The following is a 15,822-nucleotide window of genomic DNA, read 5'->3' on the forward strand; positions in this document are numbered from 1 at the left end:
GCGTTGGACACAACGGAGGTCATGGCTGTGCCCGGACAAACCAGGTGTTTGCCCTCTTTCTGATCTAAATCAAACAGGCGTTGGACGTACACGTAGAAATTAGAGTCAGCATTCGCACCATCGCCTTCGATGAGTGCAGAAACTTTCGTTTCGTGGAGGCTCCCATGGCTACGCACCTGCAAGGCACTCAACCGGTTATCCCGCCTACTGCCCACCCACTTGCAGGCAGCTTGCGAAAGGTGGAACCCAAACGCTTGTCCTTGAGCCTGCTGATTGCCCTGGTGGTCGGTTCGATGATCGGCAGCGGCATTTTCAGCCTGCCGCAGAACATGGCGGCCAGTGCGGGCGCCGGGGCAATTCTGATTGGCTGGCTGATCACCGGCGTTGGCATGTTGTCGCTGGCGCTGGTTTATCAGACCTTGTCCAACCGCCAACCAGCACTGGATAACGGGGTGTTTGCCTATGCACGCGCCTTGGGTGGCGAATTCCTCGGGTTCAACTCAGCCTGGGGCTACTGGATCAGCGCCTGGATCGGCAACGTCAGCTACCTGGTGATTTTGTTCGCGGCCCTGAGTTATTTCTTCCCGCTGTTCGGTGAAGGCAATAACAAAGCGGCGATTGCCGGCGCGTCCGTGGTGCTGTGGTCGTTGCACTGGATGATCCTCAGAGGGATGCGCACCGCGGCCCGGGCCAACGCGTTGACCACGGTAGCCAAGATCGTACCGTTGCTGCTGTTTATCGGCCTGGTGATCGCGGCCTTCCAGCGTGAAACCTTTACTGTCGATTTCTGGGGCTCGACCGCGCTGGGCAGCACCCTCGATCAGGTCAAAAGCACCATGCTGGTCACCGTTTGGGTGTTCATCGGGATCGAAGGCGCCAACGTGTTCTCCGCCCGTGCCGCAGAACGCGCCAACGTCGGTCGCGCCACGGTCATCGGTTTTGTCATCACCCTGTTGCTGCTGATTGCGGTGTCGCTGCTGTCGCTGGGCATACTTAAACAACCGGAGTTAGCCGCCCTGAAAAACCCTTCGATGGCCGGCGTGCTTCAGGCTGCCGCCGGGCCGTGGGGCGCGGTGCTGATCAGCATCGGCTTGATCATTTCGGTGGGTGGCGCCCTGCTCGCCTGGACGCTGCTGGCGGCGGAATCGGTGTTCACACCGGCCAAGGAAAAGGTCATGCCGGGATCCCTTGCCGTGGAAAACACCCAAGGTGTACCGGCCAATGCCCTGTGGATCACCAACGGCTGCATTCAACTGTTCCTGTTACTGACGCTGTACTCGAGCGCCACTTACCTCGCGCTGATTTCCCTGGCCACCTCGATGATTCTGCTGCCGTACCTGTTCAGCGGTGCGTATGCGCTGAAACTGACCTGGCAGGGTCAGACCTATGCCGGTCACCGCGCCCTGCAACTGCGCGACATGGCCATCGCCTCGGTCGCCACACTGTATTGCCTGTGGCTGCTGTATGCCGCCGGGCCTAAATACATGTTGCTCAGCGCTTTGCTCTACGCCCCCGGTTCGTTGATTTACCTGGCCACCATCAAGACTCGCCAGGGACAACCGCTCAGCGGCCCTGAGACGGGGCTGTTGATCATTATCTGGACGGCGGCAGCCTTCGCCGGCTGGATGTTGTGGTCCGGGACACTGTCCTTGTAGGGACCAGTGTGGCGTGTTTGTTCTGTCGCGGTGGACCGCCAAACGGATGTAAGGTCGTGCCGATCAAAGGCGAGTGAACCCCAGACTGCCCTGCCCCCTGCCGGGAAACCGGCGGGGGGCTTTTTTTGTTATTGAATCAGCATTGCCGATATTGCGACTCAGTCATCGACGTTCCCCTGAGCCGAGGCGCTGGTAGCGGATTCTCGCCGCCAGGCCCGCATCAACAAATCAATGACCTCTTCATCTGAAGTCTGGGGAAACCTCAGGTACCAATAACCGATCGACATCATCCACTCGGGAATCAGTGGGCAGATCACCTCATTGACTTCACTGCGCAGTGCCTCCGCCGTTTCCAGCGGCGCAACCGGCACTGCGACGACGATGCGAGACGGTGCTTGTATTCGCACTGCGTGGATTGCCGCCATCATCGAGGCCCCGGTTGCCAGACCATCGTCGATCAGGATCACCACCTGATCCTTCAGTCGCACGGGTGGGCGGGTTCCGCGGTACACCTGCTCACGACGCAACAGCTCCTGTGTTTCTCGCGCGAGCACGGCATCGAACGCGGCCGGGGTAATGGGGTGCGCCCGCAAGGCGTCGTCATTAAGGATCTGTATACCGCCACTGGCAATGGCGCCCATGGCGAACTCCGGGTGGGACGGAACGCCCAGCTTTCGGACTAGCATCAGGTCCAGGCGCACGTCCAGGGCCTTAGCCACTTCATAGGCGACCGGAACGCCGCCACGGGGCAAGGCGAGGACGATGACATCGGGTCGATGGGCGTATTTGAGCAACGGTTCCACCAGACGTCGACCGGCTTCTGCCCGGTCCTCCAATGTGGTTTGCAATGAGGGGCTTTGACTCATGAAAAACCTCCTCAGGCGATGACGCCTGTCGTTTCGTTACAACATGGCCTTGTCCGTTCTAGACCGCCAGAACACTGCAAGGCACCTGGTACAGAATATGTTCGGTCGTGCTGCCCAGCAGCTTCTCCAGGCCGTGGTACTGGACTCTGCCCAGACCGGCCAGTTTGATGAACGATTGTTTCCCTGCGGGGTGAAGAACGCGCGTTTGAGCGCTGATTCATGCTGCACTTCCTTGATCAACAGGTCGGGCCGCATTTCCGTGACGTGATCAAGAATGTCTTGCTTCATGTCATCGGCGCACGTCACCTCCGTCGTTACTTCGAGCCCGAGAGCGTTGATATTGGCTCATGATCTGACTCCAGACAGATGGGACTCGACGTCCACCGCTGCCCCATTGCTGAGGCCAGCCGTAACGCCTGCGCCGGATCAGGTACCAGCGTTGATTCAGAGTCCTCTGTTGATGTCGCCCTGGCGTTGATTTATATCAAATACCTGCGTAACGCCGTTCAATGAACCAACGCCTCTCATGGATTGAAATTTCATTTCACAGCACTTGATCAATATCAATAGGGCCGAGCCGAGCGGGATTACGTTGGCAGGGCGAACTGGACCTTGCCAATACCACCCTGCTTGTTGTCGACGATGTGCTTTTTGAGGGCCATTCACTCCTGCGCACCTGTGCCTATTTGGCGCAACTGGGGGCTCGTCGGGTCTACACTGCGGTATTGGTTGACCGGCATGTCTGCCAGCAACCGATCCATGCCGACATTATCGGCGTGCATCTGCAAGTTGCCGCCCATGACATCGTCGAATGCAACGTCTCGCCCTACGAAATGGAATTCTGCATTGAAGTTTTGCGTCATGGTGCTGCCCGATGACGGCGCAACTGTTCGATAAGCCTCAAAGGAGCCAATGCATGCTCACCGATCGCCCGCTTCTTTTTGCCCTGCAAGGCAGTGAGCACTATGCAACCCGCGTCGCGCAACGGCTTGGCTGCCAACTGGCCCTGCATGAAGAGCGCGACTATGAAGATGGCGAACATAAATGCCGACCGCTGGCGTCGGTTAACGGTCGCGAGGTCGTGGTGTTCCATTCTTTGTATGGGGATGACCGGCAGAGCGCTAACGATAAGTTGTGTCGCCTGTTGTTCTTTTGCGGAGCACTCAAGGATGCCGGCGCTCGCCATGTGCAGGTCGTAACACCCTACCTCTGTTACGGACGCAAAGATCGTCGCAGCCAACCTCAAGACCCAACGATCACTCGCTACCTGGCGACCATGTTTGAAGCCTGCCACGTAGATCGTCTGGTTGCCCTGGAGGTGCATAATCCGGCCGCATTCGACAATGCCTTTCGCATTCCTACGTGGAACGTGCAGTGCACCGAATTATTCGCCGTGCATTTCGTAAGATTCGTCGGCGACGCCGACGTGGTGGCGGTGTCCCCGGATTCCGGTGGTGCCAAGCGCGCCGAACAGTTTCGTCAGGCCCTCGAACGACAACTGGGACGTTCAGTGGGCAGTGCGCTGATGGAAAAGCACCGTGGTCACGCGACGCTGACGGGCACCCTCCTGGTTGGCGACGTATCGGGGAAGACAGCCATTGTTTTCGACGACCTGATCAGTACCGGTGAAACGCTGAAGCATGCGGGCCTTGCCTGTCAAAAGGCTGGAGCCACACGATTGTTCGCAGCAGCGACCCATGGCTTGTTCACAGCTGGCAGCCATCTGTTCGACCAGCCGCTTTTCGAGCACATTGCGATCTCTGACAGCGTGCCTCCATTTCGCCTGCCCCCCGAGTGTGTGACGCAGCACTTGCAGGTACTCGACAGCACCGCCCTGATAGCCACCTTGCTGGCTGAAAATGGAGCATTCGATACCGTCTGAGCGTCTTTGATGCCGATCAAAGACAATGGGGAGTGCCTGAAGTTGAAAAAGATGAAAATCAACACAGCATTCACACTGATGGAGCCAGGCCCGGTTGTCTTCGTCACCACAAATGATGGCCAGAAGAACAACATCATGACCATCTCCTGGACCATGGTGATGGGCTTCACGCCGATTTTTGCCATGACCACCGGGCCCTGGAACTATTCGTACGCCGCGCTTTTAAAAACCAGGGAGTGTGTCATTTCAATCCCCACCGTCGATTTGATAGATCGCGTTATTGGTGTGGGAACCTGTTCCGGTGCTGACACAGACAAGTTTGCAACATTCGGATTAACACCCGTGAAAGGCAAACATGTCAGGTCACCCTTGATTAAGGAATGCCTGGCAAATATCGAGTGCAACGTTATCGATATCATCGAGAAACACAATATCGTTGTCCTCGAAGGCCTCGCGGCCTACATCGACGATTTACGCAAAGAGACACGAACCATTCATTCAGTGGGTGATGGTTCCTTCGTCGTGGACGGACGCAAATTGGATAGAAGAGAAATGATGCAGTCGAAGCTTCCAGAGGGTGTCCAGGTGTTTAGCGATCGTCCGTAATCATCCCTTCAAATGGACTCGTCCTGCGTTGTCCTGATCAGCCAATCCAGCGGATCTCTGGCTCCTTGTGCGAGACCGGTGCAGGCGCCGATTTCGGATGGCCAACGATATGGGCGCCACTGGCGTCCATTGCCAGTTCAACCCCTTGGGCATGTCCTGCCCGTGCTTGATGAGGTAGAGCTTGCGCCCTCCTCCTCCCTACAAGTCCTACCCTACAAGCGGGCTTGCTCGCTAACTGAGCGAGCGTCAACAGAACGTTATTTTCTCGAAACACCTCACAACCGCTGATCAGTTGGTTCGGTTTTTTGACACTTCCCCGATATGTGGTCACAACTTTTGCGCTCCGTTGGGTCATAACACGGTAGCCGCCGATGGAATATTGGCATCTACCGAGGTTTTAGCCTGATACGGAGATAAACTCATGATTTTCAACGTACAGAATTTTGGCGCCAAAGGTGATGGCATCACAGACGACACGGCGGCGATACAAAGCGCGATTGATGCAGCGGCCGCCGCAGGTGGGGGGCAGGTGTATATGCCGACCGGAACTTATATCGTTTCGGGAGGCGAGGAACCCTCCGACGGCTGCCTGATGCTCAAGAGCAACGTCTACCTGTACGGCGACGGCATGGGCGCAACCACCGTCAAGGTTGCTGACGGCTCCGACACCAAGATCACGGGGGTCATCCGCTCCGCTTATGGCGAGGAAACCCACGACTTCGGCGTCAGCAACCTCACCATCGACGGCAACCGTGACAACACCACGGGCAAGATCGACGGTTGGTTCAATGGCTACATTCCCGGCGAAGCAGGCTACGACTCCAACGTCACCCTCGACAGCGTCGAGATCAAGGATTGCTCCGGGTACGGTTTCGACCCCCACGAGCAAACCGTCAACATGGTCATCAAGAACAGCGTGTCCCACGGCAATGGCCTGGACGGCTTCGTTGCTGACTTCCTCAGCGACAGCACCTTCGAAAACAACGTCGCCTACGACAACGACCGCCACGGTTTCAACGTCGTTACCAGCACCCACGATTTCACCATGACTAATAACGTCGCCTACAACAACGGCAGCAATGGCATCGTGGTGCAGCGCGGCAGCGAGAACATCCCCTCCCCCAGCAACATCACCATCACCGGTGGCGAGGTGTACGGCAACGGCGCCGAAGGGGTGCTGATCAAACTGTCCAGCGACGTGACCGTCAGCGACGTCGATATCCACGACAACACCAGCGCCGGGATCCGCATCTACGGCAGCAACCACGTCGAGATCGTTGACAACACGCTTAACAATAATTCCCTGGGCAACCCCGTGCCGGAGATCATCATCCAGTCCTACGACGACACCCTCGGCGTGTCCGGCAAATACTTCAACGGCAGCGACAACACAATTCAGGGCAACATCATCAGCGGCAGCAACCTGTCGACCTACGGTGTTGCAGAGCGCAATGAAGACGGCACCGATCGCAACGCCATTATTGGCAACACCATCAGTCACACCAGCAAGGGTGCCACGCTGGTCTATGGTGACGGCAGCTACGTCAGCGCCACGGAGCCGATGACCACCGTGCAAGGTACGGCTGGCAACGACACCCTGCTGGGCAGTGCCGCCAGCGAGATTTTCTATGGCGTTGCCGGCAACGACACCATCAATGGCGGAGCCGGTGGCGACATTCTGGTGGGTGGTGCAGGCATCGACAAACTCACCGGCGGTACCGGCGCCGATACGTTCCGTTTCGTCGCTCAGTCCGACAGTTACCGCAACGCAACCACAAGCTTCGATGACACCATCACCGACTTCGACGTCACCCAGGACAAGATCGACCTCGCCGGCCTCGGCTTCACCGGTCTGGGCAATGGCCGTGGCGGCACCTTGCAGGTCAGCTACAGCGCCACCAACGACCGCACCTACATCAAGGACTACGATGCCGACGCCAGCGGCAATCGCTTCGAATTGATTCTCTCGGGCAACCTGGCCAGCACCCTGACCGCCAGCAATTTCATCTTCAATCGTGTGATCACCGGCACCAGCGGCAGCGACTCGCTGCTGGGTAGCGATTCGGCGGACACCCTGCTCGGCCTGGCGGGCAACGACAGCCTCAGTGGCGGCGCGGGCGATGACAAGCTCGACGGCGGTGCCGGTATGGACACACTCACCGGTGGCGCTGGAGCGGACGTCTTTGTGTTCTCCAATCGCCTGGACAGTTACCGCAACTACAACACCGGCGGCGCCAACCTTGGCGACCTGATCACCGATTTCGATATCACCGCCGACAAGATCGACCTCTCGGCCGTGGGTTTCACCGGCTTGGGGGACGGCAAGAACAACACCGTGTACGTGGTGCTCAACAGTGCCGGCACCAAGACTTACATCAAGTCCCTGACCGCCGACGCCAATGGCAACCGCTTCGAAGTGGCACTGGACGGCAACTACCTCAACACGCTGACCAGTGCCAACTTCGTTTTTGCCACTTCACCAACGGTCAACCATGCGCCGGTGGTGGCAACGGCGTTGCTGGATCAGAGCGCGACCGAAAACACCCCGTTCAACTACGCGGTGCCGGTCACCAGCTTCACCGATCCGGATAATGACAGCCTCAGCTACACCGCGACCCTGGCCGATGGCAGCGCCCTGCCCGCGTGGCTGAGCTTCAATGCCACCAACCTGACCTTCACCGGCACGCCGACCAGCACCGCGTCCGGCAATTACAACGTCCTGGTCAAAGCCACGGACCCGGCCGGTGCATCAGTCAGCGATAGCTTCGCCCTGGCGGTGGCCGATGCGCCCGCCAACACCATCACCGGCACCAACAATGCCGAAACCCTCAACGGTACGGCGGGTGCAGACCTGATCCTCGGCCTCGGTGGCAACGACACAATCAAGGCCGGCACCGGCGCGGACATCGTCGATGGCGGTGCCGGACGTGATTCGCTTTACGGCGGTGACGGTGCCGACACCTTCCGCTACACCAACGTACTCGACAGCTACCGCGACTACGACACCGGCGGTGTCACGGCCACCGACACGATTTATGACTTCACCGCGGGCGTCGACAAGATCGATGTTTCGGGCCTGGGCATTGTCGGGCTCGGCGATGGCAACAATGGCACGTTGTACATCACCCTCAACGCGGCCGGCGACAAGACCTACATCAAGTCCGCCGAGGCCGACGCCGATGGCAATCGTTTTGAAATCGCCCTCAATGGCAACTACCTCAACACCCTGACTGCCAGTGATTTCGTGTTCGGCGAGCGCGCCCAGCAGGACATCCTCTACGTGCCCACCCTTGGCCAATCCAATGCGCGACTGCTGCGCATGACGGAGGACGACAATCAGTCCGGCACGTCGATGCTGGTCAACGACCTGGACCGCTACACCACCTATGACGTGCGCAGCCAGTTCACCGACGCCGATGGCAACGGCATCGACATCGCGGTGGGCGGCAGCACGGTCACCGGCCTTTCGACGCTCAGCGCGGAGGAACTCAAGTTGTGCTGGTGGCTGACCGACACCAACCAACCCGGGGCTGCGCTGTTGCGCGCCGTGACGCTGCTGCGTGACCAGCTCACCGAACTGCAATCCATCAATAACGTCACCATGGGCATCATTTGGGGCCAGGGCGAGGAAGCCGCCCAGGAGATCGCCCGCGCCACGGACAAAGTAGCGGCAGCAGCGGCCTACAAGGCTGCGACCCTGAAGGTGTTTGATTACCTGCATGCCCAGTTCGGCGACTTCAGCGTGTACATGATGGAAACCGGTCACTACGAGCAGGACGCGGCGCGTGCCCGTGGTTATTCGGAAGAAAAGATTGCCTCCATCGTCGAGGGGGTTGGCTATGTCCGCGCCGCCCAGGAAGCCATCGCCACCGAGCGCGCTGACGTCAAGCTGGCGGTGGACTACACCGACCTTCCCTTGCGCCACGAAGTCGATCCGCAGGCGTATCCCGACGACGTCTGGCACCTGCACGAGGAGTCGGCGGAGATCGTCGGCCAGCGCCTGGCCGACTACATTGCCAGTGACCTTGGCTTCCAGGGCAACCCTAACGACAACAACAGCGTGCAGGACATTTTCGACAACGCCCAGAACATGATTTCCGGTACCGACCAGGCCGATACCCTGGTGGGCACTTTGGGCAACGACACACTGGATGGTCATCTGGGTGCGGACACCATGACCGGTGGCGATGGCAACGACATCTATGTGGTCGATAACGCGTCCGACCGCGTGGTGGAAACCAACACCTCGACCTCGCAGATCGATACGGTGCAGGCCTCGGTCAGCTGGACCCTGGGCGCCAACCTCGAAAACCTGGTGCTCACCGGCGTGTCAGCCATCAACGGCACCGGCAATGAGCGGCACAACTTCATCACCGGCAATGCCGCCAATAACGTGCTCGATGGTGCCGCAGGGGACGACAGCATGAGCGGTGGCGATGGCAACGACACCTACTATGTCGACAACGCCGACGACAGCGTGATCGAGACCAACAGCAATGCGGTGTCTGGAGGGGTCGACAGTGTGCACAGCAGCCTGGGGGCCTATACCCTCGGCAACAACGTCGAGCGTCTGTATATCGATAGCACTGGCGCCGCCAATGGCACGGGCAACGCGCTGGACAACACGCTGTTCGCCGGAGCCGGCAACAACGTGCTGGACGGGCGCGATGGCATTGACACGGTGTCCTACGAACGCGCCCTGTCCGGGGTTACCGTAAACCTCTCGACGTCAGCGCAACAAAACACCGTGGGGTCCGGGCTCGACACCTTGAAGTTCTTCGAAAACCTGACGGGAAGCGCCTACGCTGACAGTCTGTCGGGCAACAGCGCCGCGAACGTTCTGAACGGTGGTGCGGGCAACGATACGCTGGTGGGCGGTTCGGGCGATGACCGGCTGATCGGCGGTGCAGGCACCGACAACCTCACCGGTGGCACTGGCGCGGATACCTACGCGTTTGGCGCGCTGTCGGACATGGGCGTCGGGGCTTTGCGCGATGTGATCAGCGGTTTCAAGACCACCGAGGGTGATCATCTGGATCTTACCGGCCTGGACGCCAACCCGCTGACCGCCACCGTCGACGCCTTCACCTTCATCGGCAGCAACGCCTTCGACCCTGCCAACGCCACCGGCCAACTGCGCTTTGCCGATGGCATTCTCTACGGCAGTGTCAACGCCGACGCCACCCCCGAGTTCGAATTCGAACTGGTGGGCGTCAAGGAGCTGCACGCCAGCGACTTTACAGCCTGAGTCAAGCTCACATCCTGTGGGAGCGGGCTTGCCCGCGAAGGCGCCGGCACATTCAACATGGAGGCTGACTGACCCACCGCTATCGCGAGCAGGCTCGCTCCCACAAGGGATTTGCAGTGCCCAAAAAATCGGGGACAGCCACAGATCAAATGTGGGAGCGAGCCTGCTCGCGAAGGCGCCGGCACATTCAACATGGAAGCTGACTGAGCCACCGCTATCGCGAGCAAGCTCGCTCCCACAAGGGATTTGCAGTGCCCAAAAAATCGAGGACAGCCACAGATCAAATGTGGGAGCGAGCCTGCCCGCGAAGGCGCCGGCACATTCAACATGGAGGCTGGCTGACCCACCGCTATCGCGAGCAAGCTCGCTCCCACAAGGGATTTGCAGTGCCCAAAAAATCGAGGACAGCCACAGATCAAATGTGGGAGCGAGCCTGCCCGCGAAGGCGCCGGCACATTCAACATCGAGGCTGACTGAGCCACCGCTATCGCGAGCAAGCTCGCTCCCACAAGGGATTTGCAGTGCCCAAAAATCGAGGACAGCCACAGATCAAATGTGGGAGCGAGCCTGCTCGCGAAGGCGCCGGCACATTCAACATGGAGGCTGGCTGACCCACCGCTATCGCGAGCAGGCTCGCTCCCACAAGGGATTTGCAGTACCCAAAAAATCGAGGACAGCCACAGATCAAATGTGGGAGCGAGCCTGCCCGCGAAGGCGCCGGCACATTCAACATCGAGGCTGACTGAGCCACCGCTATCGCGAGCAAGCTCGCTCCCACAAGGGATTTGCAGTGCCCAAAAAATCGAGGACAGCCACAGATCAAATGTGGGAGCGAGCCTGCTCGCGAAGGCGCCGGCACATTCAACATGGAGGCTGGCTGACCCACCGCTATCGCGAGCAGGCTCGCTCCCACAAGGGATTTGCAGTACCCAAAAAATCGAGGACAGCCACAGATCAAATGTGGGAGCGAGCCTGCTCGCGAAGGCGCCGGCACATTCAACATGGAGGCTGGCTGACCCACCGCTTTCGCGAGCAGGTTCGCTTCCACAGGGGATAGGCTGCGATCTTGAGCTTTGGTTAGAACCCAAGGCTTTTCAGAACAGGCTTTGCACCTGCTCCAGGACGCCGCGGTTCATTTGGCCGGTGTGGGTGTGCAGGCTCACATAGCTTTGCAGCATGTCGAGTTTGGTGTTGAGCAGGTCTCGGCGGGCCTGGAACACCCGCTGCTGTGCATCAAGAATATCCACCGTGGAACGCACTCCACCCTGAAAGCCTTTCTCCGTCGAAGTCAGGGCCCGCTGATTGGACTCCACCGCCCGCTGCATCGCCTTGCTCTTGGTGAACCCGGCCACCACGCCCAGATAATCGGCTTCGATGTCCTCGGCCAACTGTTGACGCTGCACATCGTAGTCGGACTGGGCACCGGCCAGTTGCGCTTCGGCCTTCGCCACCGAGGCGCGTACCGCCCCGCCGCGATACAACGGAATATCCAGCTGCACCCCCACGTAATAAGTGTCCTGGCGAGGATCGAGTTCCTGGTACTGGCGGGTTTCCCGGCGGGTTAGCTGGGTGGTCAGCGACAAGGTCGGATAATGCCCGGCGCGCTGACTGTCGGCCTGCGCCTCGGCGACTTTCACCGCGGCCAACCGGGCTGCCAGCTCGGGGCTCGCTTCACGGGCAATCGCCGTCCAGTACGGCAAATCCTGCTCCGGAGCGATCGGGCTACCGGCGGCGAGTTCTTCGCGCATCGGCTGGATGTCATCGATGGGCACACTGGCGCGACCGGACAATGCCCGCAACGCAGCCACGCGCCGGGCCTGGACTTCAGCCTGCTGGGCGTCGACGAGATCGAGCCGCGCCTGGGCCTCATCAATATCGGTGATCGCGCCCTGGCCGCCTTGATAAAGTTTTTTGCTCTGCGTCACCAACCCATTGATGGCAGTCTTTTGTTGGGCGATCAACTTGATCTCGTTTTCGGCCCGGGCGACGTCGAAGTAGCCTTTGGCGACCCGGTCGTACAGGGTCTGGCCGGCAACGTCGAATACCTGGGTACCCAACTGCCCCCGCGCCTTGCCCTCCTGATACGCCGCCCAGCGCCCCTTGTCATAGAGCGGTTGTTGCGCCGCCAGGGTGACGTTGTTCGCCTGGTAATCGTTACTGTTGACGTAGTTGCGGTCGTCGCCGCCATCGGTACGCCCACCGTAACCGTAGCGCGACGTCAGCGATACTTGCGGATAGAGGCCACCGCGGCCAATCGCCTCTTCCTGTTTCGAAGCATCAAAGGCATGGGCCGCCGATTGCACGGTCGGGTCATTGATGCGCGAGGCGTCGTACGCAGCGGTCAGGCTCAGGCCTTCTTCGGCAGCCCACACGGGATTGATCGCGGCCCAGCTGGTACACAAACCCAGCAGTACACCGGAGCGGTAGCGACAACGGTCGATCATGCTCATTCCTCTTTGAAGGCCGCAAGCAAGCGCTCACGCAAAGGTTTCATCAGGTAATTCATCAAGGTGCGCTCCCCCGTCACCACCGTGACATCGGCGAGCATGCCGGGGCGCACCAGCAGGCCGGCAGCCTGCAGCGAAGCGACGGTGTCGGCGGGAATTTCGACCTTGGCGGAAAAGTACGGCTGGTGCGTCTGTTCATTGATCAACTGATCCGCCGACACCGTAGTCACCGTGCCGGTGACCGTCGGCGTATCTACCCGTTGCAGCGCGGTGAAATGCACATGCACCGGCAGACCCGGGCGCAACTTATTGGCCATTAGCGGCTCGAAACGCGCGGTGATCGCCATCGGCGCATCCAGCGGCACCACCTGCATCAGGGTTTGGCCGGCCTGCGCAACGCCCCCGACCGTATGAAGGCTCACGTCCATGATCTGCCCGGACACCGGCGCACGGATCGCACCGTTGTCGACTTCAAACTGCAAGGCACGAATCTGATCGGCATAACCTGCCGCCTCGGCAGAGACCTCGCTGAGCTGGGTTTCGGCGTCGCGGCGAAATTCCTGCTGCGCCTGCAAGGCCTTGAGCCGGCTTTCGTTGATCGCCTGGCGGGTCCTGCCGACATCGCCCACCCCGGAGGCAATCTGCCCGGCCAATTGGGCTGCGTTGCGCTCGGCCTCGAAGAGTTTGTTGCGCGGAACGTAGCCTTCACGGGCCAAATCACGCAGGCCTTCGAGTTCTTGTTGCTGAAAACGCATCTGCGCGTCGTAGTTGCGTTTGACGCCTTGGTAACCAAGCAATTGCTGCTGCAACGCCGCGGCTTCGTGTTCGATGATCTGCAAGCGGCTGCCCAGCTCTGCGCGGCGAGTCAGAAACAACTGGCTCTGCAAGGCCATGGCCGCTTTTACCCGCGGCTCGTCGGCATGTTCCAGCAGATCAGCAGGCCATTGGATCTCGGCTGAACCCAGGCGCTCGGCAATCAATCGCGCTTCGACGCTGCGATCGTTGAGCAACTTCCCCAGGGTCACGTCCAGTTGCGACTGCGCCTGCACCGTATTGAGCTGCACCAGCAACTGCCCCTGAGTGACGCGGTCGCCATCGCTGACCAACAGCTTTTCCACCACCCCACCGACCAACGACTGCACAGCCTTGCGTTCGCCCGCCACCACCACGGTGCCGCTGCCCACGACACCCTGGTCGAGCGGCGCCAGGCAGGCCCAGAGCAGGAAGCCGCCCAGCGTCAGGACCAGGAAACCCACACCATAGCGTGCCGCCCCCCCGGCGTCGGTACTGGCGCAGGGTAACGTTGTGGCGCCGCGCACGCTCAGCCGCTGCTCAGGGGTCAGATCATGCATCTTCGCCAGCCCCCCTGACCGCGGCCGGTCTAGGCCCCGGCATCAATGCCTTGAGCACCCGATCCCGTGGACCGAATGCTTGTTGAGTGCCGTCCTTGAGCACCAGGATGTAATCGACCACCGCCAGCACATTAGGTCGGTGGGTAATCAGCACCACGGTGCTGCCAGCAGCCTTGAGCGCACTGATGGCCTGGACCAGCGCCAGCTCTCCGGCTTCATCGAGGTTGGAGTTGGGCTCATCGAGCACAATCAGCGACGGGCGCCCATAGAGCGCGCGAGCCAGGCCGAGGCGTTGCTTTTGTCCGCCGGACAAGCCAAGCCCGCCGGGGCCCAGCGGCGTGTCGTAACCCTTGGGGAACCTCAGGATTATCTCGTGAATGCCGGCGTGACGCCCGGCGGCGATGATCTTGTCGGCGTCCTGCGCGCCGAAACGGGCAATGTTGTCGGCCACACTGCCGTCGAACAGCTCGATGTCCTGCGGCAGGTATCCAAGGTGCGGGCCCAGGGCGTCGTGGGACCACTGACTGATCTCGGCGTCATCCAGGCGCACCGACCCGCCCATCGCCGGCCATACCCCGACCATCGCCCTGGCCAGTGTTGATTTACCACTGGCGCTGGGGCCGACGACGGCGAGCACTTCACCTTTGGCCAGGCTGAAATTGATGCCCCGCAGGATCGGTTGCGAAGCACCGGGAGGGCCGACATACAACTGCTCCAGACGAACTGCGCCGGTGGGGGGTGGCAAAGGCATGCGCAGGCGCTCGCGCGGATGCTGGGCAAGCAGTTGGCTCAGGCGCTGGTAGCTCTGGCGGCCGGAGTTGAATTGCTTCCAAGAGCCAATGGCGATTTCCACGGGTGCCAGAGCACGCCCCAGCAGCAGCGACATCGCAATCATCATGCCCGCCGACAATTGGCCTTCAAGCACCAGCAACGCCCCCAGGCCCAGGGCCAGAGACTGTCCGGAGATGCGCACGAAACGGGTCATCGAAGTGATACGCGCGCCACGGTCGCTGGCATGGGCCTGGGCGGCAATGATGCGTTGCTGCAGCAGGCTCCAACGCTGGCGTAAAGGCCCGAGCATGCCCAGGGCCTGGATGACTTCGGCGTTGTGCAACGTGCTGTTTACATAGATCGACGACTGCACGCCCAGGCGATTGGCTTCGCCCAAGCGCGTGCGAGTCGCCAACTCGCCCCACAGCGCCAGGCCGATCAGCACCAAGGCCAGAACCAGCGTCAGCACGCCGAACCAGGGATGAAAGAGGAACGCCACCAGCAGGAAGATTGGCAACCACGGCGCATCGAGCAAGGCGATCAGGCCCTGGCCCGTGATCAACTGCCGCAGCGTCGCCAGATCGGTGAGCACCTGCGCCGGGTTGGCGTTGTGCTCGCGCAGGCTGCGGGCGAAGGCAGCGTCGAAAATCCGCTCGCCCAAGGCATCGTCCAGCCCCGCGCTCATGCGAATCATCACCTCGCCGCGTACCCACTCGATCAGGGCGCTGAACATGAACAGTCCCAAGGCGATCAAGGTGAGCATGAACAAGGTGGTTTCGTTGCGGCTGGTGAGGACCCGGTCGTACACCTGCATCATGTAGAGCGACGGCACCAGCACCAGCAGGTTGATCACCCCACTGAACAGCGCCAGCGACCAGAACACCCGGCGATAGCTTAATAAAGCGGCATCAATGTCATGACGCGGATCGAGAAGCAAACCCATAGAGTGTCGCCCGCAAAAGGAAAAGTCGGTCCAAGACGCAGTCCATCGCGAG

General features: G+C 60.4%; 8 protein-coding genes and 2 pseudogenes. 5 read left to right on the plus strand and 5 right to left on the minus strand.

Going from position 1 to position 15,822, the window contains the following annotated elements:
• Positions 1 to 164: 164 nt before the first annotated feature.
• A complete protein-coding gene (arcD, locus tag JFU47_RS04385; protein ID WP_201181264.1) occupies positions 165 to 1,655 on the plus strand; it encodes an arginine-ornithine antiporter in 1,491 nt (496 codons plus the stop codon).
• Between the two features lie 158 nt (positions 1,656 to 1,813).
• On the opposite strand, the gene JFU47_RS04390 is transcribed toward arcD, so the two are convergent.
• Together JFU47_RS04390 and JFU47_RS33480 are read right to left on the minus strand one after the other, a co-directional pair.
• On the minus strand, positions 1,814 to 2,521 hold the full coding sequence (locus JFU47_RS04390; RefSeq protein ID WP_201181265.1) for a phosphoribosyltransferase: 708 nt from the start codon (positions 2,519 to 2,521) through the stop codon (positions 1,814 to 1,816).
• Positions 2,522 to 2,707: 186 nt separating this feature from the next.
• A pseudogene (locus JFU47_RS33480) lies at positions 2,708 to 2,848 on the minus strand (universal stress protein); the annotation flags it as partial.
• Between the two features lie 272 nt (positions 2,849 to 3,120).
• Here JFU47_RS33480 and JFU47_RS04395 point away from each other — a divergent pair.
• The 4 genes and pseudogenes from JFU47_RS04395 to JFU47_RS04410 all read left to right on the plus strand — a co-directional run.
• Positions 3,121 to 3,399 (plus strand): annotated as a pseudogene (locus JFU47_RS04395) (phosphoribosyltransferase family protein); the annotation flags it as partial.
• Between the two features lie 38 nt (positions 3,400 to 3,437).
• On the plus strand, positions 3,438 to 4,403 hold the full coding sequence (locus tag JFU47_RS04400) for a ribose-phosphate diphosphokinase (protein ID WP_201181536.1): 966 nt from the start codon (positions 3,438 to 3,440) through the stop codon (positions 4,401 to 4,403).
• 9 nt (positions 4,404 to 4,412) lie between these two features.
• Positions 4,413 to 5,009, plus strand: a complete 597-nt coding sequence (locus tag JFU47_RS04405) for a flavin reductase family protein (protein WP_242485058.1) — start codon at positions 4,413 to 4,415, stop codon at positions 5,007 to 5,009.
• Positions 5,010 to 5,430: 421 nt separating this feature from the next.
• A complete protein-coding gene (locus tag JFU47_RS04410) occupies positions 5,431 to 10,257 on the plus strand; it encodes a M10 family metallopeptidase C-terminal domain-containing protein (RefSeq protein WP_201181266.1) in 4,827 nt (1,608 codons plus the stop codon).
• Between the two features lie 1,094 nt (positions 10,258 to 11,351).
• Here the strand turns inward: JFU47_RS04410 and JFU47_RS04415 are convergent.
• From JFU47_RS04415 to JFU47_RS04425, 3 genes are read right to left on the minus strand one after another with little or no spacing between them, the layout of a single operon-like run.
• On the minus strand, positions 11,352 to 12,701 hold the full coding sequence (locus JFU47_RS04415) for a TolC family outer membrane protein (RefSeq protein ID WP_201181271.1): 1,350 nt from the start codon (positions 12,699 to 12,701) through the stop codon (positions 11,352 to 11,354).
• A gap of 2 nt (positions 12,702 to 12,703) precedes the next feature.
• Positions 12,704 to 14,056 (minus strand): HlyD family type I secretion periplasmic adaptor subunit, encoded by a 1,353-nt coding sequence (locus tag JFU47_RS04420; RefSeq protein ID WP_201181273.1) that lies wholly within the window; start codon positions 14,054 to 14,056, stop codon positions 12,704 to 12,706.
• Positions 14,049 to 15,770, minus strand: coding sequence for a type I secretion system permease/ATPase (locus JFU47_RS04425; protein ID WP_201181275.1), 1,722 nt, complete (start codon positions 15,768 to 15,770; stop codon positions 14,049 to 14,051). The genes JFU47_RS04420 and JFU47_RS04425 overlap by 8 nt, the downstream gene beginning before the upstream one ends.
• Positions 15,771 to 15,822: the final 52 nt, after the last annotated feature.

Origin of the sequence: Pseudomonas sp. TH39(2020), from assembly GCF_016650715.1 — a bacterium.
GTDB lineage: Bacteria > Pseudomonadota > Gammaproteobacteria > Pseudomonadales > Pseudomonadaceae > Aquipseudomonas > Aquipseudomonas mandelii_C.

What these genes read in the sequence shown, in the direction of transcription:
- JFU47_RS04390 (WP_201181265.1), bottom strand. Translation starts at nt 2,521, where the DNA reads ATGAGTCAAAGCCCCTCATTGCAAACCACATTGGAGGACCGGGCAGAA.
- arcD (WP_201181264.1), top strand. Translation starts at nt 165, where the DNA reads ATGGCTACGCACCTGCAAGGCACTCAACCGGTTATCCCGCCTACTGCC.
- JFU47_RS04425 (WP_201181275.1), bottom strand. Translation starts at nt 15,770, where the DNA reads ATGGGTTTGCTTCTCGATCCGCGTCATGACATTGATGCCGCTTTATTA.
- JFU47_RS04400 (WP_201181536.1), top strand. Translation starts at nt 3,438, where the DNA reads ATGCTCACCGATCGCCCGCTTCTTTTTGCCCTGCAAGGCAGTGAGCAC.
- JFU47_RS04410 (WP_201181266.1), top strand. Translation starts at nt 5,431, where the DNA reads ATGATTTTCAACGTACAGAATTTTGGCGCCAAAGGTGATGGCATCACA.
- JFU47_RS04405 (WP_242485058.1), top strand. Translation starts at nt 4,413, where the DNA reads ATGCCGATCAAAGACAATGGGGAGTGCCTGAAGTTGAAAAAGATGAAA.
- JFU47_RS04415 (WP_201181271.1), bottom strand. Translation starts at nt 12,701, where the DNA reads ATGATCGACCGTTGTCGCTACCGCTCCGGTGTACTGCTGGGTTTGTGT.
- JFU47_RS04420 (WP_201181273.1), bottom strand. Translation starts at nt 14,056, where the DNA reads ATGCATGATCTGACCCCTGAGCAGCGGCTGAGCGTGCGCGGCGCCACA.